21 protein-coding genes are annotated in these 18,428 nt (G+C 37.7%); 12 read left to right on the top strand and 9 right to left on the bottom strand.

What is annotated here, in order from left to right:
- Positions 1-54: 54 nt before the first annotated feature.
- The 4 genes from IW16_RS10965 to IW16_RS10980 all read left to right on the top strand — a co-directional run bounded on the left by IW16_RS10965 (position 55) and on the right by IW16_RS10980 (position 5,543).
- Positions 55-750 (top strand): hypothetical protein, encoded by a 696-nt coding sequence (locus IW16_RS10965; RefSeq protein WP_034743741.1) that lies wholly within the window; start codon positions 55-57, stop codon positions 748-750.
- A 269-nt stretch (positions 751-1,019) separates the two neighbouring features.
- Entirely contained in the window at positions 1,020-3,176 is a 2,157-nt protein-coding gene (locus tag IW16_RS10970; RefSeq protein WP_051890102.1) for a TonB-dependent siderophore receptor, read from the top strand.
- Between the two features lie 59 nt (positions 3,177-3,235).
- Positions 3,236-4,501, top strand: coding sequence for a PepSY-associated TM helix domain-containing protein (locus IW16_RS10975; protein WP_034743744.1), 1,266 nt, complete (start codon positions 3,236-3,238; stop codon positions 4,499-4,501).
- A complete protein-coding gene (locus tag IW16_RS10980) occupies positions 4,485-5,543 on the top strand; it encodes an alpha/beta hydrolase (RefSeq protein WP_034743746.1) in 1,059 nt (352 codons plus the stop codon). The genes IW16_RS10975 and IW16_RS10980 overlap by 17 nt, the downstream gene beginning before the upstream one ends.
- Positions 5,544-5,672: 129 nt before the next feature.
- Here IW16_RS10980 and IW16_RS10985 read toward each other — a convergent pair whose 3' ends face one another.
- From IW16_RS10985 to IW16_RS10995, 3 genes are all read right to left on the bottom strand, one after another.
- Positions 5,673-6,086, bottom strand: coding sequence for a hypothetical protein (locus IW16_RS10985; protein WP_034743748.1), 414 nt, complete (start codon positions 6,084-6,086; stop codon positions 5,673-5,675).
- 159 nt (positions 6,087-6,245) lie between these two features.
- Positions 6,246-7,253: a hypothetical protein gene (locus IW16_RS10990; protein WP_131327874.1), complete on the bottom strand. Its 1,008-nt coding sequence runs from the start codon at positions 7,251-7,253 to the stop codon at positions 6,246-6,248.
- Positions 7,254-7,302: 49 nt separating this feature from the next.
- Complete coding sequence (locus tag IW16_RS10995) at positions 7,303-8,157, bottom strand: hypothetical protein (protein WP_034743754.1); 855 nt, start codon at positions 8,155-8,157, stop codon at positions 7,303-7,305.
- 78 nt (positions 8,158-8,235) lie between these two features.
- On the opposite strand from IW16_RS10995, the gene IW16_RS11000 reads away from it, so the two are divergent.
- From IW16_RS11000 to IW16_RS11030, 7 genes are all read left to right on the top strand, one after another.
- A complete protein-coding gene (locus IW16_RS11000) occupies positions 8,236-8,754 on the top strand; it encodes a Crp/Fnr family transcriptional regulator (RefSeq protein WP_084694539.1) in 519 nt (172 codons plus the stop codon).
- A 60-nt stretch (positions 8,755-8,814) separates the two neighbouring features.
- Complete coding sequence (locus IW16_RS11005; RefSeq protein ID WP_034744255.1) at positions 8,815-9,363, top strand: DinB family protein; 549 nt, start codon at positions 8,815-8,817, stop codon at positions 9,361-9,363.
- Positions 9,364-9,520: 157 nt separating this feature from the next.
- On the top strand, positions 9,521-10,369 hold the full coding sequence (locus tag IW16_RS11010) for a GLPGLI family protein (RefSeq protein WP_034743761.1): 849 nt from the start codon (positions 9,521-9,523) through the stop codon (positions 10,367-10,369).
- Between the two features lie 32 nt (positions 10,370-10,401).
- Positions 10,402-10,914, top strand: a complete 513-nt coding sequence (locus tag IW16_RS11015; protein WP_034743764.1) for a methylated-DNA--[protein]-cysteine S-methyltransferase — start codon at positions 10,402-10,404, stop codon at positions 10,912-10,914.
- Between the two features lie 29 nt (positions 10,915-10,943).
- Positions 10,944-11,549 carry a DUF2911 domain-containing protein gene (locus tag IW16_RS11020; RefSeq protein ID WP_034744259.1) on the top strand — a complete coding sequence of 202 codons (606 nt, stop codon included), beginning with the start codon at positions 10,944-10,946 and terminating at the stop codon, positions 11,547-11,549.
- Positions 11,550-11,552: 3 nt separating this feature from the next.
- Complete coding sequence (locus tag IW16_RS11025) at positions 11,553-12,080, top strand: GNAT family N-acetyltransferase (protein ID WP_034743766.1); 528 nt, start codon at positions 11,553-11,555, stop codon at positions 12,078-12,080.
- Positions 12,077-12,436 (top strand): cupin domain-containing protein, encoded by a 360-nt coding sequence (locus IW16_RS11030; protein ID WP_034743769.1) that lies wholly within the window; start codon positions 12,077-12,079, stop codon positions 12,434-12,436. Before IW16_RS11025 ends, IW16_RS11030 begins: the two co-directional genes overlap by 4 nt.
- A 117-nt stretch (positions 12,437-12,553) precedes the next feature.
- Here the strand turns inward: IW16_RS11030 and IW16_RS11035 are convergent, their stop codons facing one another.
- The 4 genes from IW16_RS11035 to IW16_RS11050 all read right to left on the bottom strand — a co-directional run bounded on the left by IW16_RS11035 (position 12,554) and on the right by IW16_RS11050 (position 16,370).
- Entirely contained in the window at positions 12,554-13,267 is a 714-nt protein-coding gene (locus tag IW16_RS11035) for a dienelactone hydrolase family protein (protein WP_034744262.1), read from the bottom strand.
- 34 nt (positions 13,268-13,301) lie between these two features.
- The gene (locus tag IW16_RS27190; RefSeq protein ID WP_034743773.1) at positions 13,302-14,174 is read right to left on the bottom strand and encodes a hypothetical protein; all 873 of its coding nucleotides are present in this window, start codon (positions 14,172-14,174) and stop codon (positions 13,302-13,304) included.
- A gap of 126 nt (positions 14,175-14,300) precedes the next feature.
- Positions 14,301-15,245 (bottom strand): alpha/beta fold hydrolase, encoded by a 945-nt coding sequence (locus IW16_RS11045; RefSeq protein WP_051890103.1) that lies wholly within the window; start codon positions 15,243-15,245, stop codon positions 14,301-14,303.
- A 39-nt stretch (positions 15,246-15,284) separates the two neighbouring features.
- Positions 15,285-16,370 (bottom strand): alkene reductase, encoded by a 1,086-nt coding sequence (locus IW16_RS11050; RefSeq protein WP_034743776.1) that lies wholly within the window; start codon positions 16,368-16,370, stop codon positions 15,285-15,287.
- A gap of 182 nt (positions 16,371-16,552) precedes the next feature.
- On the opposite strand from IW16_RS11050, the gene IW16_RS11055 reads away from it, so the two are divergent.
- Positions 16,553-16,879 carry a winged helix-turn-helix transcriptional regulator gene (locus tag IW16_RS11055; RefSeq protein ID WP_034743780.1) on the top strand — a complete coding sequence of 109 codons (327 nt, stop codon included), beginning with the start codon at positions 16,553-16,555 and terminating at the stop codon, positions 16,877-16,879.
- A 12-nt stretch (positions 16,880-16,891) separates the two neighbouring features.
- Here the strand turns inward: IW16_RS11055 and IW16_RS11060 are convergent, their stop codons facing one another.
- Both IW16_RS11060 and IW16_RS11065 read right to left on the bottom strand, forming a co-directional pair.
- Positions 16,892-17,506 carry an HAD family hydrolase gene (locus IW16_RS11060; protein ID WP_034743783.1) on the bottom strand — a complete coding sequence of 205 codons (615 nt, stop codon included), beginning with the start codon at positions 17,504-17,506 and terminating at the stop codon, positions 16,892-16,894.
- A gap of 488 nt (positions 17,507-17,994) precedes the next feature.
- Positions 17,995-18,426 (bottom strand): type I restriction enzyme HsdR N-terminal domain-containing protein, encoded by a 432-nt coding sequence (locus tag IW16_RS11065; protein ID WP_034743786.1) that lies wholly within the window; start codon positions 18,424-18,426, stop codon positions 17,995-17,997.
- Between the last annotated feature and the right edge of the window lie 2 nt (positions 18,427-18,428).

Consider the following 18,428-nt stretch of genomic DNA (forward strand, 5'->3'; position numbering starts at 1 on the left):
TTCCAATAAACCAATTAAAAACTAACAGCTGGGAAAAACCATCACAACCAATCTATGAACAAAATATGGTCAGTGCTATTTATAGCCATCTTATTTACTTCCTGTAAAGGGCAGGAATACGAAGCAGGTATTTTTGATTTATCAAAACTTGACTTTCACCTTAATGCAGATCAATTCTATTCAAAATCTATGAATAGAGAAAATATCAAAATGACAAGTGGTAAACAGTATGTGGTAAAAGACACGATCAGGGAATATGATTTAGGTGGAGAAGGAGACAGAAATAAAATATTTGGGATCCAGTTTAATGTGAAAAGTTATTCTCCCGAGGATACTGTTGCCATTTACAAAAACTTTGCTTTTTCAAGACTGGAAGCAATGACCACGGAAAAAGGAGACCTCATGTTGATTTCGGCAACCGCAAAATGTCAAGATAAGGATTTTAAGGAAGTTATTCAAAAAATGACAAATGATTACCAACCCCCTGTCATCGAAGAAAAAGAATTTGCATTTTTCAAAAGCTATCACTATACCTGGACCTTAAAAGATAGAATCATACAGTTGGTAAGCGGTTCAAAATTAGATTTTACACAGACTCCGCACGATATCATTGATGATAAAGAGAAAAAAATGATTAGTGAAGTCAGTAAAAACAAACTGGAAGAAATACATGTATTTATCTGTAAGAAAGAATTTGAAAAGAAACTGAAAGGAAAAATGAGCAGTGGAGAATGGTCGGATTTTAAATAATACAAATTGATATCAACAAGATTTTTGGCAACCGTTCAATAAACTCCGAAATACTAAGGTTTTAATTTGTAAAACGACCGATGCATGACAAATATAAATGCATTCCACATCATTTTAAACATACAAGATTATTCTGAAAAGGGTTTCCAATAGATTGGAAACCCTTTATTCATCATGTATTTTGATAAGTTAATTTTATGATATGTGTCATATTTTTATTTAGAATTAATAAAAATAAGATATTTTTGCTGAACTAACTTACTTATACAATGAAAAGAACAATTATTTCTGCTGCCCTATTGGCGGTATCGCTGCTGAGTGCTCAGGAAACTGATACTATCAGAGTTTCTGAAATCCAGTCTGTATCACTTCAGGGAACCAACAATTACAGAACAAAAAAAACAGAATCTGTAGCGAGACTTCCTCTCGAAAACCTCGAAAATCCAACTGTTTACAACATTGTCCCCAAAGAAATCATCAGTGAGATGAACGCTGTGGATTTCAATACAGCCATGGCATCGGCTCCCGGTGTGGTAGTGAGCAACAGTGTGAATGACAGTGGAAACGATGTATTTATGAGAGGCTTCAGTTCGTCTGCGAGTTTCAGAAATGGTCTTATTCAGAATCCCAGAGTACAGTCCGAGATTGCCAATGTAGAAAGAGTAGAGGTGATTAAAGGACCTTCCGGAACCCTGTTTGGAGGTACCCTTGCCAATTATGGAGGAGTAGTGAATATCGTGACCAAGAAACCACAGGAAAATTTCGGGGGTATCATCGGATATACCACAGGAAGCTGGGGAATGAACAGAATTACCGCAGATGTAAACACCCCTTTGAATAAGGAAAAAACAGCGCTGGCGAGATTCAACGTAGCAGCTTATTCCCAGGATTCTTTCCAGGATGCAGGATACAATAAAGGTTTATTCTTCTCAGGAAGTATTCTGTACAAGGTAAGCGACAAAACGACCGTGACCCTGGACACGGAATTCCATGCCCCGGAAAAAACACTTAATGCATTTGTAAGACAGTCTGAAAAGCTGACGATCGGCTCTATGAAGGATCTTGCCGGAGCTCACGACAGGTCATTCACCAGTAACGACATAGGATCCAAAAGAACCAATTTCGTGACCATGGCTGAGGTCACCCATAAATTCAATGATCAATGGACTTCCAGAACCTCTTATCAGAGAGGAATGGCCAATGAAAATGAATCTATATTCTTAGTTTTAAGCTATATGGATAATAATACAGTGAGCCGGGGGATACGTCCTTTCGACAGCTACAAGGTCACTACAGATAATATTCAGCAAAATTTTATCGGAGATTTTAAAATCGGAAATTTAAGAAACAGATTGGTTGTAGGTTTGGATTATTACCAACAAAGTACCAAAAACCAGTACGGAATGTTTAAAAGAACCGAGACTGATAAAACAGGGTCAGTTTTTGCACCCTATGATGTCATTAAACTGGATGAAACCTTTCCCTGGCAGCCTATCTCCAGAAGCTTAGTGCAAAACCTGGAAAGAATTCCTAACGATCCCAACAGTAAAGTAAAGCCTACGAATTATGAAGTAAGCCGTTTCAGTACATTCAGTGCCTATGCATCCAATGTTCTGAATATTACCGATAATTTTTTGGTGATGGCCAGTCTGAGGATGGATAATTATAAAAATGATGACATTAAGACCAATGGAGTAAGCGGAACAGGAGGCTACAGTCAGACCCAGTTCTCACCCAAGTTTGGTCTTGTCTATGAAATTGTAAAAAATGAGATTTCATTCTTTGCCAACTACGTGAATGGATTTAAGAATTTTGCGCCATCACTCAATCAGGACGGAGTTCTTACCAAATGGGACCCTGAACAGGGAAACCAGCTCGAAGGAGGTTTTAAACTGGATCTTTTCGGCAAGAAATTACTTTCAACAATGACGTACTATCATATGAATGTAAAAAACAGACTGATTGCTGATCCGGGAGGAATGGGAAGCAGACAGGATGGGAATATCAAAAACCAGGGATTTGAAATCGATGTTATAGCCAATCCTTTTAAAGGCTGGAACATCATTGCCGGCTACGGATATAATGACAATAAAAACGATGACAGAAGTAAAGATAACGGAAAGAGAATTGCCTGGACGCCTAAACACGTTGCCAATCTCTGGACAAGCTACAAGATCATGGACGGAGCCTATGAAGGACTTGGGTTTGGGGCAGGATTTAATTTCGTAGACAAAACCTATATCAATATCACCAATCATTTTCTGTCGCCAGCTTATACAACGGTAGGGGCTACAGTTTTCTATGACAAAAAGAGATACAGAATAGGTGTGAAGATGAATAATGCATTGAATGAAATGTACTGGAATTTCTACGGTCAGCCTCAAAAGCCCCGGGAAATCCTTGCCAATTTTGCCTTTAAATTCTAAATCTTAATTAAACAAAAACAAGAGCGGTAATCCGTTGCCGCTCTACTGTATGGATCGATATGGAAAAGAAAACAACAGATAAAAAGAAAAAACAGGGAAAATCCCTCACCAAAAAAATCACAGGATGGCTTCATCTTTGGCTGGGACTCGTTTCAGGAATCATTGTACTTGTGGTAACGCTTTCAGGAACCATGTTCGTCTTTTGCGATGAGATTATTGATCTCTGCGGAGGAGACGCCAAATATGTCCAGGTTCCGGCCAATGCTACAAAAATGCCACCGGAAGAATTGCTTGCTAAATTCCATCAGCAGGTTCCGGATAGAAAAGCATTTTATTTCGATACCTATAAAGAAGCGGACAGATCTTTCAGAGTTGCTTCGGCCACCAAACCTCCGAAAGATAAAAATGCTCCAAAGGCAGGAAAACCAAAAGGACGCGGACCGAGAGGAGTGTTTGCTTATCATTACCTCGATCCCTACACCGGAAAAATTATGGGATCCACAAAAAGCTACGAATTCTTCTATGTCGTAGCCCATATTCATGCCCAGCTTTTGGCCGGAAAGTTTGGAAAAACAGTGGTGGGAGTGGCTTCCATCATATTCTTTGCCCAGCTGATTGGCGGATTGATTCTTTGGTGGCCAAAAAAGTGGAACAAGACCACAAGAACTGCTGCATTTAAAATAAAATCAGGAACAAAATGGCGCAGAAAGAACTACGATTTTCACAATGTTTTCGGATTCTATTCATTGTTGCCAGCAGTATTTATTACCATCACGGGACTTATTATGGCTTATAAGATTTTGACAGATCTTACGCAGGAAGCTTTTGGAGGAGTGGCAGACGCCCATACCATCGCTGAAAAATATGAACCGAAATTTGACCCTGAGAAAAAGGCACTGTCTTACACCGATTTTGTAAATAAAAGTTTTAAAGATTTTCCGGAAGCCAAACAGTTCAGAATGAGTATTCCGAGAAATGATTCTGCAACCGTTTATAATGTGGTCGCTGCAAAATTTATTGGTTTAAAAAGCCTTGTCCATGGTAAAAGTATGGAAACTGATAAATATACCGGACAGGAAATTCAATATCCAAAAGAAGTTCAGATGCACGAAGTCATTGAGCATATGAATTTTGACCTGCATGTAGGATATTGGGGTGGAATGTTCGGTAAGATCTTCACCTTTGCAGTAGGAATTGTCTGTACCAGTCTTCCTGTGACAGGATTCCTTATCTGGTGGGGCAGACGCAAAAAATCACCAAAAAAATCAACAGAAGTTAAAAATATTCATCAACATAGAAAAGAACATCATGAACAGCCGATTTAAATTTTTATACCTGAACCTGCTTCTGCTTTTCAGCCTTTCGGGTAAAGCTCAGGAGAAAATCACGATAGGAGAGAAACAAATTATTTCTTCAACCATTCTTAATGAAAAAAGAGAGATCTGGATTCATCTGCCTAAAACCTATAATGACCCGGGCATTAATCCTGCGAAATATCCTGTAATTTATCTCCTTGACGGGGAAATCAATTTCGACTATTATACCGGAATGAGTGATTTTCTGGCCAAACCTCCCTATGCTGATATGCCTGAATGTATCGTGGTCGGAATCAAAAATACGGAAAGAACCAGAGATCTTACCCCAACAAAATCACAGAAGAAAAGTCCTGTGAACCCTGGTGTCGTTCTGTTCAATGACAGTGGCGGAAGCGAAAACTTTGTCAGATTCCTGCAGGAAGAACTGAAACCTTTCATCAGTAAAAATTACAGGACCCAGAATTATTCTGTTCTGGCAGGACATTCCTTCGGAGGACTTTTTGCGGTGAATGTACTGCTGACGCATCCGGAGTATTTCAATGCTTATGTAGCCAATGATCCCAGTTTGTGGTGGGATCAAAAAGTTCTCATTTCCAAAACAAAGGAATATCTGGAAAAGAATAAAAAGTTTCCGATGCATAAAACGCTCTATGTTTCTCAGGCTAATAATGAAGAGCAGAATAAGAACTGGAATTCCGATATGACACAGGCCATTGAAGAATTTAAAGAAATTATAGAGAAAAGCGGATCTCTGAACTATAAACACCACTTCTTTGAAGACGAAGTTCATGGAACTGTTTCATATCCGGGAAATTATGATGCCGTGAAGTTTATTTTTAAAGGGTTCAGGACCGACATTAAAAAGCTGTCCGAAAATCCAAAACTGCTTGAAGAAGATTATGCCAGATTTTCGGAGAAAGCAGGAACTGTTTTTAGCCCTTCCGAAACCTATCTGAATACGATCCTGAAATTCATGAATAACAATGGTTTTAAAGAATCAGAGGATTATTTTTTAAACTTAAAGAACAGACTTTATCCTAAGATTAAATAATTGATTGATCTTATAAAAACTCATTAAGTTTGGGGCAGATTGAGAATGTATTCAATCTGCATTTTTTTGTCCCATGCTTCAAAAACAACAGTGAAATATAATCTCTTTTTAAATGGACATTTTCTGAGTTTAATTAATTTTTGGTTTTATAAACATAAGACAGATAAAATTGAACAATGCTGAAACCACCCAGAAAGGAGAGGCAAAAATGACCGCAAATACAAAGAGAGGAATGATTCCCTTTAATCCGGCAATGATGATTCCGTCCATGGCCATACGGGTACCTACTGAAGTGAGAATACAGGCAAGCAGAAGCACTGAAAGACTTACACCGGTCGCAGTACCGGCCAGTTTCCATTTTCCTAATATTCCTGGATGTATATGTATTCTGTAAAATACAGCACCGCATATTAAAAAGATACCCAATGATATAAGGACAGGATAGATAAGAGATAGATCTGTAGCCATGATAATTAATGCTAAATTGGCGATCAGTACATTAATGAAAGTACAGAGTATAAAAAGAAAAACATTTTGTTTCATGGTCAGTTGTTAATCAGAGATTTAAATTACAACAATTTTTCAGACTCTATCCTGAAAAATAAATTGGAAATCCGTAATAAACTGAAAGAGCAAATCTGAATATTCACAGATTTGCTCTTTAATTGATATAGAAGAATTAGGCTCAGTTGTCTGATGCTTCTAATGCCTGTTGTCGCAGTTGATGGTAATATCTTTATGCCTTTTATCTAAAAATGTAATAGAAGGACATCCAAAAGACTGGGAAACAAATCCAAATACTACAGGAGGTTTTCCTTTGAAGAGATCGCCGGTCCATTGGAATTTATTGGGTCCATCAGTTTCTATTCCATTCAGTGGAGTGAATTCTGCACCATCACCACCGGTGGTAATCGTTTTTTCAAAGATTTTTTCCTGACGGTTATTAATCACGGCCAGTTTACGTTCCTGAACTATATCGTCTTCAAGAAAATCCTGAAGATAATAGGTGAGATCGTTATATTTAAACTGGTAGGTCTTTCCATACTTCAACTTGGAACCGGAGAAATATTTTTTTGAAACATCTGTGACTGATTTTTCCCATTGCATAGGCTTTATCTTATTTTGGACAAAGGGATCTTTATTTCCAAAATAGGCAACAGCGTTTGAATAACGGTCAAAAATATCCATCCCTTTTTGAGTTTCAATCTGGAAACCTATCATGTAAGAACCAGCGTCAACCTCTTCTCCTTCCGGGGCATAAGGTGTAAGATAAGCCACCGTTTTCAACTTGCTTAGAGGAGTTTTCTGCAGTTTGTTGAATTCATAATTGAAAAGATACAGAGAATCGTTTTCAGTAAGATGCATGCCGCTGAGCATTTTCTTTCTGTGCTCACCGTCAAGTTCTAAATACTGAAGCTGTTCAAAAGGAATATTTTTCTGATTTTTGATGAAGTCTGAGGGGATAGAAAGAGAATCTGTATAGATATCCGATACAGAAATAAAAACATCCATCAGCTCATTACGCTGTACAAGAGAGACATTGTAAATATTGAAATTATTATAGTCTATGTCATCGGTGGTCTTCGTTGTTTTTACAGAATCATTAGAGCTGCCTGTGGAATTGGAAACCTGTTTACGGTCATCTTTTTTACAGCCAATGATCATCAGTTGTAAGAACAAAAGGAGTAGGGCTGTGCTGAATTTCATCATATTTCTTGTGTTAAAAAAGGGATAGTGTTTAGAATGTTGCACGGTTTAATTATTTTATAATATAATAAGGTTCTGAAAAATATTTACTGGGTTTGATATAGGCTGTTTTTCTGTCTGCATCGAAGATCCAGTTGAATCTTCTCAGCATATCTGCTCCAAAATAATTGACGGTTTGTTTTTTTAGATCACCGATAAAGAATCCAGCGGAAACATCTTTTAAAACATTGTTTCCCACTTTCAGAAAAGGAAGTATGCCCTGTTTCGTAACGACACTTTTACCACTGGAGTTTTTTAATGTTTTTTCTCCCGTTATTTTCAGTTTTTTATCAAGTTCTTTTTCAGCAGCAAAATCATTGCTGTACAATAACCCTCCTGAATATCCGGATTGAAGCACGAAATAAGCTTCCTGTTGTTTTTTTCCGTCAATAACATTGTCAGCTACGATGTAAAAACCTTCATGATCATACAGTGTGTTAATAGGTTCATACCCCTTCAGGTCAGGTTTTTGATCATAAATAATAAACTGATTGTGATCATAATCGATTTTAAAAGCTTTTCCTCCAAACAGAACGGTTCCAATCTTTCCGTCGGCTTCGTGGCCAGCCATTTGATTATCAGAAAAACGGACCTTATTCAGCGTTAATTTTCCAATCTGTACTGTATTATCCTCACTGATTTCTTCTTTATCGAAAACGATATGATCTGCTTTGCGCTGCCTTTCCGGAGAAATGGAAGCATCTTCCATAGCGATCTGAAACATCAGATCCAGAGAATCTTTTTTATTGACAAGGGTTTTTACAATGATATTATTATGTTTGGTTATCCTGAAAGGAATGGTCTGCTGTGCGTTTATACAGGCAAAACCCGTAGAAAGCAGGATAATAAAACTTGTTTTTTTGAACATTATGGAGTGTGATTAATGGTTAAAATCCGAAATTTTAAAATTACCTATTATCTTTGGAACAGCAAACAGTAAATGCATATGATTCAAAAACTGCTTGACAGCGGACTTCATTGGGGAAAAAAAGAATTCAGACGCAATGAGTTTCTGAAGATTTCAGGAAGTACGGATACGGATATTTATTTTGTAGAAAAGGGGAGTGTCCGGCTCTTTATGATCGACGAAAATGAAGAACGGATTATCCGCTTTGGATATACCGGAAATATTATAGTCTCTCTTGATTCTTTTTTATCAGGCAAACCCTCTGATTTTTATATTCAGGCGATTAAAAAATCAAGTATAAGAATAGCTTCCAAAAAGGATTTTTACGAATTCATTCAGTCGGATGAAGAGAATCTGAAATTCTGGAACAGTATTTTAGAGGATCTGGTACTGCAGCAGATTGAAAGGGAAAAGGATCTGTTGATCAGTTCTCCCCGGGAACGGTTTGAAAGAGTGTTGAAAAGAAGCCCAAAGCTGTTTCAGGAAGTTCCCAATAAGTATATTGCCAACTACCTCAGAATGTCTCCCGAAACTTTGTCCAGACTTAAAAAATCTTGAGTTCAGTCAAGATTTAAGAAAAAAGAGATCCCGAAATTTGCATAAAAATCATCAATGGAAATGCCTGCTTTACAATTACTGAACGATCTGAAAACAATGACTCAGCAACATCTACAATATGCGGAGCACCTTATGCAGCAATCTGAGGCGAAACTCAACTCCAGAGTTTCAGAAGACAGTTGGAGCGTTCTTGAATGTCTTGAACATCTCAACCGTTATGGCAATTTCTATATTCCAGAGATCAATCGCCGAATGACTTCTTCAAAAACATCATCTGCAACCGATTTCAAACCTGGAATCTTAGGGAACTATTTTGCCGAATCCATGCTTCCCAAAGAAAAATTAAACGCAATGAAAACCTTTAAAAACATGAACCCAATCCACAGCCAGCTGGATAAAAATGTAGTGCAAGAATTTATCAGGCAGCAGAAGGAATGGATTGAATTACTGGAAAAAGCAAAAAACGTTAATCTCAATAAAGTTAAAACCAATATTAGTATTTCAAAACTGATCAAGCTGAAGCTAGGAGATACTTTTCGTTTTGTGATTTATCATAATCACAGACATATTCTTCAGTCACAAAATGTTTTGAAAAAGTCATCTCATTAAATCTCAGGAATTTACTTGTTGTTCAGGGTATTTGTTATTAATTAATGATTTTGAAAGTGAAAAATTTTGTACTTTCAAATTTTCATAGAAAAAAATATACTTATATAGTGTGTTGAGTTACACTTTAATTACAATTTTACAATTAAAATATCTTTTTATGTATCCTAATAAAAAACTCTTTCAGCTAATAGTTTTATTTTATAGTGTTTTATCTTTTGCTCAAACAGACAAAAAAGATATACTGCAGGGAGATTTTACATACCTGCTAAAAGCCAGGCTCAATACACAAACACCGGATTATATACATCAGGAATTTTTCTCATTACAGATAGGAGATAAACGTGCATTTTTTGCCAGCAGTCAATCTATTAAAAGGGATTCAACGTTTGAAAAATCTTTAATAAGAGAAGATAACAGGGACGGAAGCATAAGCCTTAGTCTCAAGAAAGGGGTGTCTATGCCAAAAACAAAATTTTCATATACCATTATACAATCAACTGAAAATACACAGTATTTTGAGTTAGCCGGTATGGCAAAACTCACCTATAAGGAACCGGTAATAAGCAACTGGAAGCTTATGAATGAAACCAAAGTCATCAACACCATTTCCTGTAAAAAAGCAGAAGTAAACTTTAAAGGAAGAAACTGGACCGCATGGTATTCTACGGAAATTCCTTTTCCTTATGGCCCGTATAAATTCAGCGGATTACCTGGACTGATCGTGAAAATAACAGACGAAAAAGGGGATTATGATTTCGAACTTGTAAAATCGGTATCTAATTCTGAATTAAAAGGCAGATCAGTTAATATCAGTGAAAGAAGATACAGCGAAGCTATCGAAACGACACAGCCAAAATTACAACAGGCATTAAAAAATGCAGCTGCCAATACGGCTGCCATACTGGCAAGTCAGGGAACTACTGTAATTGGCGGACAGGAAATTATGAGAGAAAGAGAAAAACAAAGAGAAGAAAACAGAAAGTATGAGAATCCCATAGAATTATAATAAGTAATGAGGGAATATCATTAGCATCATCAATGGAAATCATCTATAAAAAAACAATACAGACTCCGTTGGGAGAGATGGCAGCCTGTGCAATAGAGCAGGGGATCTGCCTGCTTGAATTTACAGACCGGAAGAATTTTGAAAAACAGTTTGTCTCCTTATCAAAGGCACTAAAAGCTGAAATTGAAGAAGGGAACCACAGGCATTTTATTCAGCTTGAAGAAGAACTGAAAGAATATTTTGATGGAAAAAGAGAAACGTTTGATGTACCTCTTTATATCACCGGAACACCATTTCAGGAGAGGGTTTGGCAGTTGTTGCGGGAAATTCCAATGGGAGAAACAAGAACGTATAAACAGCAATCTGAATTTTTAGGAAATCCAAAGGCAATACGTGCCGTAGGAACTGCAAATGGGATCAATAAAATTGCAATTTTGATTCCCTGTCATCGCGTAATCGGTTCAAACGGTGAACTGGTAGGCTATGCGGGAGGAATCTGGAGAAAGCAAAAATTATTGGAACTAGAAAAGGCTATTTTGTTTTGATTTTTGTAAATTTAGCCAAAAATTTACACGTGAAAAAGTTACTATTTGCACTTTGCATATCGGCTTCGGCCCTAAGTTTTGCTCAGGATTACTCAGTACCGGCTGCAAGTCCGCGTCAGAAGGTGGAACAACAGTTTTCTATGTCTAAGATCAGCATCGATTACGGAAGACCGGGAGTGAAAGGACGTAAGATCTTTGGAGAACTCGTTCCTTACGGACAGGTTTGGAGAGCGGGTGCTAACTCATCTACAAAAATTACATTCGGACAGTCTGTTAACTTTGGTGGAAAGATGGTTCCTGCAGGAACATACGGTCTTTTCATCGTTCCTACAGAAAAAGACTGGAAAGTAATACTGAATAAAGACTTCCAGCAATGGGGAGCTTATACCTATGATCCGAAACAGGATGTAGTAGATATTACAGTACCTGTTAATAAACTTGCAGATAAGCAGGAATGGTTTGAAATTACCCTGAATCCTACCGATGAAAATTCCGGAAACTTAGTGATTAAGTGGGATATGGTTCAGGCAGAAGTGGCATTAAAGCCTGCTAAACCTGATGCTGTAATTAAAATTTCAGATAAACTGAAAGAAATCAAGAAAATAGAATCTGACGCTGCCAAAACAAAAAGTTAAGCAATGAAATTTTCAATTCAGCCTGTTTTAGAAAATCAGGAATATCAATTAATCCCCTTACAGCAAGGGGATTTTGAGTGTGTGTATGAAGTGGCCTCCGATCCAAGAGTTTGGGAACAGCATCCCAATAAAGACCGGTATAAAAGAGAAGTTTTTGAAAACTTTTTTAAAGGAGCAATGGAAAGTGGTGGTGCTTTTAAAATCATCGAGAAATCTTCAGGCGATGTTTTGGGCAGTACCCGTTTTTATAATTTTGATGAAGCTGAAAACCGTATTTTCATAGGCTATACTTTCTATGGGACCAAATCCTGGGGGAAAGGGATTAATCCGCAAGTGAAAAAACTGATGCTCGACTACATCTTTCAGTTTGTAGATAAAGTACATTTCCATATTGGTAAAGAGAACTTCCGTTCCCAGACTGCTTTGGAAAGAATTGGCGGAAAGAAGATCGCAGAAGAGGAAGTCGCTTATTTTGCCGAACCTACCAGAACCAATTTTGTATATGAAATAAAGAAAGAAAACAGATCATGAAAAAATATAAGATCCAAAAATCACCGTTTGTAGTACCTACCACAGACGGAAAACTGATCGAAGAACACTGGGGGAATTCGACAGGAAACACTAATGTTTCCATTGCCCACATGGTCGCGCCACCGGGCTGGAGTGAGCCGCATCAAACTCCGGAATTTGATGAGTTTACCCTTATTGTCTCCGGAAAAAAGCAGTTTGAGATCGATGGTGAAATTATTATTCTGGAAAAAGGGCAAAGCATCCTGATCGAAAAAGGAGCCAGAGTACGTTACAGTAATCCATTCTCAGAACCCTGTGATTATATAGCGATCTGCCTTCCTGCATTTTCTATGGATCTGGTGAACAGGGAAGAGTAAATAGGATAATATATCAATGTACCAATATACAAATGTAGCAATGTACCAGTCGATTTGTTGGCGAAATCATTGCTACACGGGTATATTATTAGATTCTTACTTCAAAATAAATTTCCTTTATTTCAAAATTTCTTTCAGAAACATCAGTGTATGATTCCATGCTCTTTTTGCCATTACTTCATTGTAATCCGGTGATTTAGGATCGGTAAAAGTATGTTTTGAATGAGCATAGGTGATAATCTGCCAGTCGGCGTTTCCTTCATTCATTTCCTTCATCAGATTATTGTAATCCTCCGGGGTTACGCCCTGATCATCAGCAGGATTTTCAACTAAAATTTTCGTGGCAATAGGTCCGTTTTTTCTCGTCTGATCCTTTCCTATACTTCCATGTATAGAAACGACTCCAGCAACGGGAAGACTTCCTCTTGCAGATTCCAAAGCGCCTGTTCCCCCGAAACAGTATCCGATCACCGCAATTTTATTGGAGACGGCTCCGTTTTTCTTCAATTGCTCAAGTGCCAGCGAAATCCTTTTCTGATAGGCCTCATAATTTTGTTTGTAGTATCCAGCAGTTTTGCCTGCAGAAGCATTATCTGCCGGAATATTTCCTTCTCCGTAAATATCTGCAATAAAAACAATATAGCCTTGCTTCTCGAGTTCAGCGGCAGCAGTTTTGGCTTCATCATCAATGCCTTTCCAGGCTGGAAGGATAAGAACGCCGGGAAGTTTTTTTCCTGCATTGGAGGTGATCAGACCATTCAGTTTCTGAGAACCGTCCTGATAAGAAACGGTTTTAAGTTTCTGGCCGAAAACGGTGCCTGTGGTCATCATGCATACGGCCACTAAGGCAGAGCGGAAGGGCAGATTATTTTTTCTGAAGCTCCCATTGATTATTCCTGTATTCATAGACTTTGGTATTTTTGGTGTGAGATAATTCTATTTTGTATGGTGTTATAAAATTCACGACAATAGGGATTGCATTCATCAGTGTGCTTCTTTCTTTTGCAGGTACAGTAACTTTCCTTGTTTTTGGATCAATATACTGTATGAGGTAATCAAATAAATCTGATCCCATCATTGTGCGGTATTCATGATCGAGATCAGGAAGGAATACAGTAGAAATAACGATGTCTTTTTGATATTTCTTTAAAATATATTCGATAGCTGTTCTGTTCCAGAACTTTGAGATCAGGAAATTGTAGCTGTCTTCTGAAAACGTATCATAACAGGTATTGCCGGTTCCACAGTAGATGGGAGTTTTAATGAATTTTAGATAAATATAATTTTGACTGCCGGCCAGTTCTTTTTTAGAAAGAGAATTAATGACATCATGGATAACCTGTATATTGATCAGACTGTAAATATTATCAATATGTTCATAGTCTGTTTTAAACTGTTCAAATCTGATCCTGTTTCTTTCAGCGATTTTCGTACAATCCTTTTTATTGGAAGGACATCCATTAAGTTCAGGAAGTCCGGCAAGGGTAGGACAGGCATCTTCTTTATCCAAAACACCATCTCCATCGGAATCAGGCCATGGACAACCGTTGTTGTCTTGTGAACCATATACTTCGGGACAGTGGTCGAGATAGAATGCAGTTCCGTCCTGATCATTGTCTGACAGGCAAATTTTTGAATCAAATTCTTTACTGCATTTTTGCAACAGTTCATTATTCTCAGCATTTTGAGCCTGAAAATAAGTGACTGAAAACAAAAGAACAACAAATACTTTTCTCATATCTATAAAAAATCCTCAACTAAAGTAAGGAAAATAACTTATTGTGAGGATGAATAAAATGTTAAATGAGGGTTCTAAACAAGGCTAATTGTAATAACTTTATAGTAGAGCATCAACTGCTATCGGTTATTTGTTAAAAAATTGCACAAGTCTGTTTGTGTACCACACCGGATTATCTTCACCCAGAGCGTGCCCGCTGTTCGGAACAATACCGTATTCAACGTTGGAAGCTACTTTGGCTACACAGTCAAATGTTTGCTTAGACGGAATTCCTTTTTCCCCGTTAAGGACTAACACAGGAATTGTTAATTGGGTTTTGAAATTGGATCTGTTGTCCTTTCCATCCTGTATCAGCGTAGCATAATGCTGGAAACCTCCTTTCATCGCACCAGGCTTACTGTATTGACGAATGTATTCTGCTCTTACTGCTGGGTCGATATGCTTGTCCGGCGACATTAGATCATACATTGGGTTCAGATATGCGGCTTCTTTACCTGCTGTAAGCATGGCTGCCAGATCTGCCTGTGCATGAAACCCAAAATGCCAGTAGCCTCCTGTAGCCGGATTCATTAATTCTTCTAAACCGAACCCGGGGATCAAAGATTCACCCAAAACAAGTTGCTTAACTTCATCCTGATGCTTCACAGTATAGGCATAAGCCACCATCATTCCAATATCAATACCCACAAGGTGAATATCTTTCAGGTTCAGCTGCTGTACAAGCTGATGAATGTCTTCTGCGATATTGATCTTGCTATAGCCGCTATCACTAATTTCAGAATCACCCATTCCACGGAGATCGGGAGCAATAGCAGTATAGCCGGCTTTTGCCAATTGGATCATTACCGGCTTCCATTCCATCCACGTAAATGGCCAGCCGTGTAAAAGAATTACTGCAGGTCCGTTCCCACAGGTTACATAATGAAGCTTAATACCGTTAACGTTGGTGAAATGGCTGGTAGGAACTGGATCCGCTGATTTATTTGTTGGAGATGAGACTGGCTTTACTGTTTGGCCAGAGGAAAACTGAAAAAATAGAAAACAGATTAGTGAAATTATTATTTTTTTCATTGGAAAAAATGATTGATTAGAGAGTTATAGTTAGTTGAATTAAATTTGATGTAGAAATGGATAATCGGTGTATCCCTTCTCATCACCGCCACCATACATTGTGGCTCGATCAGGTACATTAAGCTCAGTGTTTAAATGAAACCGTTCCGGAAGATCCGGGTTTGCAAGGAAAAGTGCCCCAAACGAAACCAGTTGAGCTTTTTCTGCTTTGATAACTTCTTCAGCGGTTTCTCTGGTATATCCAGCATTAATGATCAGCGGCTTTTGAATGATCTTACCATATCCTTCGATGACATCCTTTGGGTATTGAGGATATTCATCTATTGGAAACATCGGTTGCATAAGATGAATGTAAGCAATGTCCAATTTATTGAGTTCTGTGATTAAATAGGTGTACAGGCTTACCGGATCCGAATCTAATATACCATGATAGATAATGCTTGGTGATAGTTTTATACCCACTTTTCCGGGTCCGATAGCTTCTATTAAAGCTTTCATAACATCCAATGTGAAACGGCTGCGATTCTCTATGCTTCCTCCGAATTCGTCTGTTCTGGTATTGGATGATTCCGATAAAAACTGATTGGGTAAATACCCAAAGCCGCCATGAAGTTCAACACCATCAAAACCTGCTTCTATGGCATTGATTGCAGCTTGTTTGTAATCCTGTATCGTTTGTTTGATTTCTTGATTGATCAGTTCTCTGGGGGTCTCAAAAGGTCTCTGTCCTATTTCGGTAAAAATAGTTTGTGTAGGGATCGCAATAGCAGATGGTGCAACGGGGATTTCTCCATTTTTATTTTGAGAATGTGCAGCGCGGCCCATGTGCCATAATTGTGCGAATATTTTACCACCGGCCTGATGAACGGCATCGGTTACATTTTTCCATGATGCGATGTGATCCGGAGTATAAATACCTGGTATAAAAGGCATACCAATAGCCTGCTTAGAAATAGTAAGTCCTTCCGATATGATCAACCCTGCGCTTGCCCGTTGTTGATAATACAGGGTAGTGAGTGGGCCGACAAGTCCGTTTGCATCAGCACGGCTTCTGGTCATGGGAGCCATGACCATATGATTTGTCAATTGAATGCTGCCAAGATAGGTAGGTTGTAAAAGGTTCATTGTAATATTTTTATTGTTAAATATTGTTTTCAAATAAAGTAGCGGATTATTTTTACCCTGTATTTATTTGATTTCTTACAAAAGATTTGCAAAATTATATCAATTGCTTTATATTTGCAAGTAGGTACACTTATGTACATCAATGACAAAATGTAAAGTATTACCGTAAAACCTAGATATAAGTGAGTGAAATTGATAAAAAAATAACGTGCGACATGCAAAGTGCGTTGGAGGTATTGGGAGGAAAATGGACTTTTCTTATTATTTACACTTTGCTGGATGGCAAGAAAAGATTTAAAGAGTTAGAAAGGGCAGTGATTGGAATAAATACCAGAATGTTGGTCAAAGATTTAAAAACACTGGAAGAGCATCGAATTGTAAAGAGGGAGGCTTTTGCAACGATTCCGCCAACAGTTGAATATTCCTTAACTGAAAAAGGAAGAGAGTTGGAGGCGACGATGAGGGCACTCAATAATTGGACTATTGAATGGTTTTATAAAAAAGACTAATAATGTATGTAATTATCCAATTTTTATCCCCAGTTTGATGAGTTCCTGCTCCAAATTTGTTTCAGGATCTACCTGAATGGTATGAAAATTTAATGACTTTGCCATTTCAATATTCTTCGTATTATCATCAATGAAAACCGATTCCTCAGCCTTAATATCATATCTTTCCAAAAGGATATGCCAGATTTTAGGATCAGGTTTGATCAGTTTTTCTGTTCCGGAAACTACAATTTTACCCTCAAATATCTGGAAGAAATCATAGTTTTCCAATGCATAAGGAAAGGTTTCTTCCGACCAGTTGGTCAGTCCGAATAGGTTATAGTCTGTATTTTTAAGCTTTCTGAGAACTTCTACATTTTGTGGAATATCGCTTTTCAGCATGACCGTCCAGTTGTCGTAGAAAGCGCGGATCTCTTTTTCCCATTCAGGGAATTTTTTCACCTGTATTTCTGTTCCTTCAGCAAGACTTCGTCCTCTGTCCTGTTCTATATTCCATTCATCCTGGGCGATATTTTTCAGGAAATATTCCATTCTTTCGTTATCGTTAAAATAATTTTTGAAGAAATATCTTGGATCCCAGTCCATTAAAACACCACCAAAATCGAAGATAATATTTTTAATTTCCATATCTGTTCGTAACCTTTTTTAATTTGTTATTCTTTTTCAACTGCAAAAGTCGCAAAAGTTTTTTACGCTTATACATATTTTAGATGTAAAAGTTAATTATGTTGGAAACAATAATATGGGATAAGCAGAAAATCAAAGATTTTCCGGAGCTTATAATAGCTAAAGTGTTTAAAGGCTTGTTCAACCACCCCGTCAAAAATTCTTTGAATTTTCGTCACCCCTCCGGAGGAAGGGAATTTAATTCTACGAATTGCAGTTGTCTTAACAGATTTTTTTTTTGCGTATTGCAAAGAGGAAGTTCCTTTTATGGGATACGTTTTAAGTCACAATTATTTTACGCTGCAAATCGGTAACTATAAAAATCTTTGAATTTTCTTAAAACTTAAGTGTACTTCTTGTGCGTGTGAAGTACCTTATAATAACTTAAGTGTTTAGAAGCTTTTGTGATTTTTTTGGTTGAAGTATGCTTCGCCAGTTATACAGATGGATTATTCCGGTTTATAGAATTTATACTGTTCATTTTCGTAGTACGCATTAATATGGTGCAGGCCATTGGTCAGGATGATTTCTTTGGCTCCGATAATGGAGTTATATCTGGCGGTCTGCTCAAAGGTTTTTTCCGTCAGCTTGATTTGTGGGGCTTTGCATTCGATCAGAATAATGGGTTCTGTTTTTTCGGTGATCAGAAGGTCTATTCTTTTGGTAAGGCCGTTCAGAAGGATCTTTTTTTCAGTAATCAATGCCGATGCAGAATAGCCTTTCACCGTGAGGTAATAGTGGATCCAGTGTTGGCGTACCCATTCTTCAGGAGTGAGCAGAAGGTAAGTTTTGCGGACCAAGTCATAAATAAAAAACTTATCTTTGTCTTTCTTGAATTTAAAATCAAAAGTGTCCTGAAAATTCAGTTTTGGAAGTTCCATTA

Source organism: Chryseobacterium vrystaatense (assembly GCF_000737765.1).
Taxonomy (GTDB): Bacteria; Bacteroidota; Bacteroidia; order Flavobacteriales; family Weeksellaceae; genus Chryseobacterium; species Chryseobacterium vrystaatense.

Coding starts and splice junctions, on each gene's coding strand:
- IW16_RS10965 (WP_034743741.1), top strand. CDS start 55: ATGAACAAAATATGGTCAGTGCTATTTATAGCCATCTTATTTACTTCC.
- IW16_RS10970 (WP_051890102.1), top strand. CDS start 1,020: ATGAAAAGAACAATTATTTCTGCTGCCCTATTGGCGGTATCGCTGCTG.
- IW16_RS10975 (WP_034743744.1), top strand. CDS start 3,236: ATGGAAAAGAAAACAACAGATAAAAAGAAAAAACAGGGAAAATCCCTC.
- IW16_RS10980 (WP_034743746.1), top strand. CDS start 4,485: ATGAACAGCCGATTTAAATTTTTATACCTGAACCTGCTTCTGCTTTTC.
- IW16_RS10985 (WP_034743748.1), bottom strand. CDS start 6,086: ATGAAACAAAATGTTTTTCTTTTTATACTCTGTACTTTCATTAATGTA.
- IW16_RS10990 (WP_131327874.1), bottom strand. CDS start 7,253: ATGATGAAATTCAGCACAGCCCTACTCCTTTTGTTCTTACAACTGATG.
- IW16_RS10995 (WP_034743754.1), bottom strand. CDS start 8,157: ATGTTCAAAAAAACAAGTTTTATTATCCTGCTTTCTACGGGTTTTGCC.
- IW16_RS11000 (WP_084694539.1), top strand. CDS start 8,236: ATGATTCAAAAACTGCTTGACAGCGGACTTCATTGGGGAAAAAAAGAA.
- IW16_RS11005 (WP_034744255.1), top strand. CDS start 8,815: ATGCCTGCTTTACAATTACTGAACGATCTGAAAACAATGACTCAGCAA.
- IW16_RS11010 (WP_034743761.1), top strand. CDS start 9,521: ATGTATCCTAATAAAAAACTCTTTCAGCTAATAGTTTTATTTTATAGT.
- IW16_RS11015 (WP_034743764.1), top strand. CDS start 10,402: ATGGAAATCATCTATAAAAAAACAATACAGACTCCGTTGGGAGAGATG.
- IW16_RS11025 (WP_034743766.1), top strand. CDS start 11,553: ATGAAATTTTCAATTCAGCCTGTTTTAGAAAATCAGGAATATCAATTA.
- IW16_RS11030 (WP_034743769.1), top strand. CDS start 12,077: ATGAAAAAATATAAGATCCAAAAATCACCGTTTGTAGTACCTACCACA.
- IW16_RS11035 (WP_034744262.1), bottom strand. CDS start 13,267: ATGATGACCACAGGCACCGTTTTCGGCCAGAAACTTAAAACCGTTTCT.
- IW16_RS27190 (WP_034743773.1), bottom strand. CDS start 14,174: ATGAGAAAAGTATTTGTTGTTCTTTTGTTTTCAGTCACTTATTTTCAG.
- IW16_RS11045 (WP_051890103.1), bottom strand. CDS start 15,245: ATGAAAAAAATAATAATTTCACTAATCTGTTTTCTATTTTTTCAGTTT.
- IW16_RS11050 (WP_034743776.1), bottom strand. CDS start 16,370: ATGAACCTTTTACAACCTACCTATCTTGGCAGCATTCAATTGACAAAT.
- IW16_RS11060 (WP_034743783.1), bottom strand. CDS start 17,506: ATGGAAATTAAAAATATTATCTTCGATTTTGGTGGTGTTTTAATGGAC.
- IW16_RS11065 (WP_034743786.1), bottom strand. CDS start 18,426: ATGGAACTTCCAAAACTGAATTTTCAGGACACTTTTGATTTTAAATTC.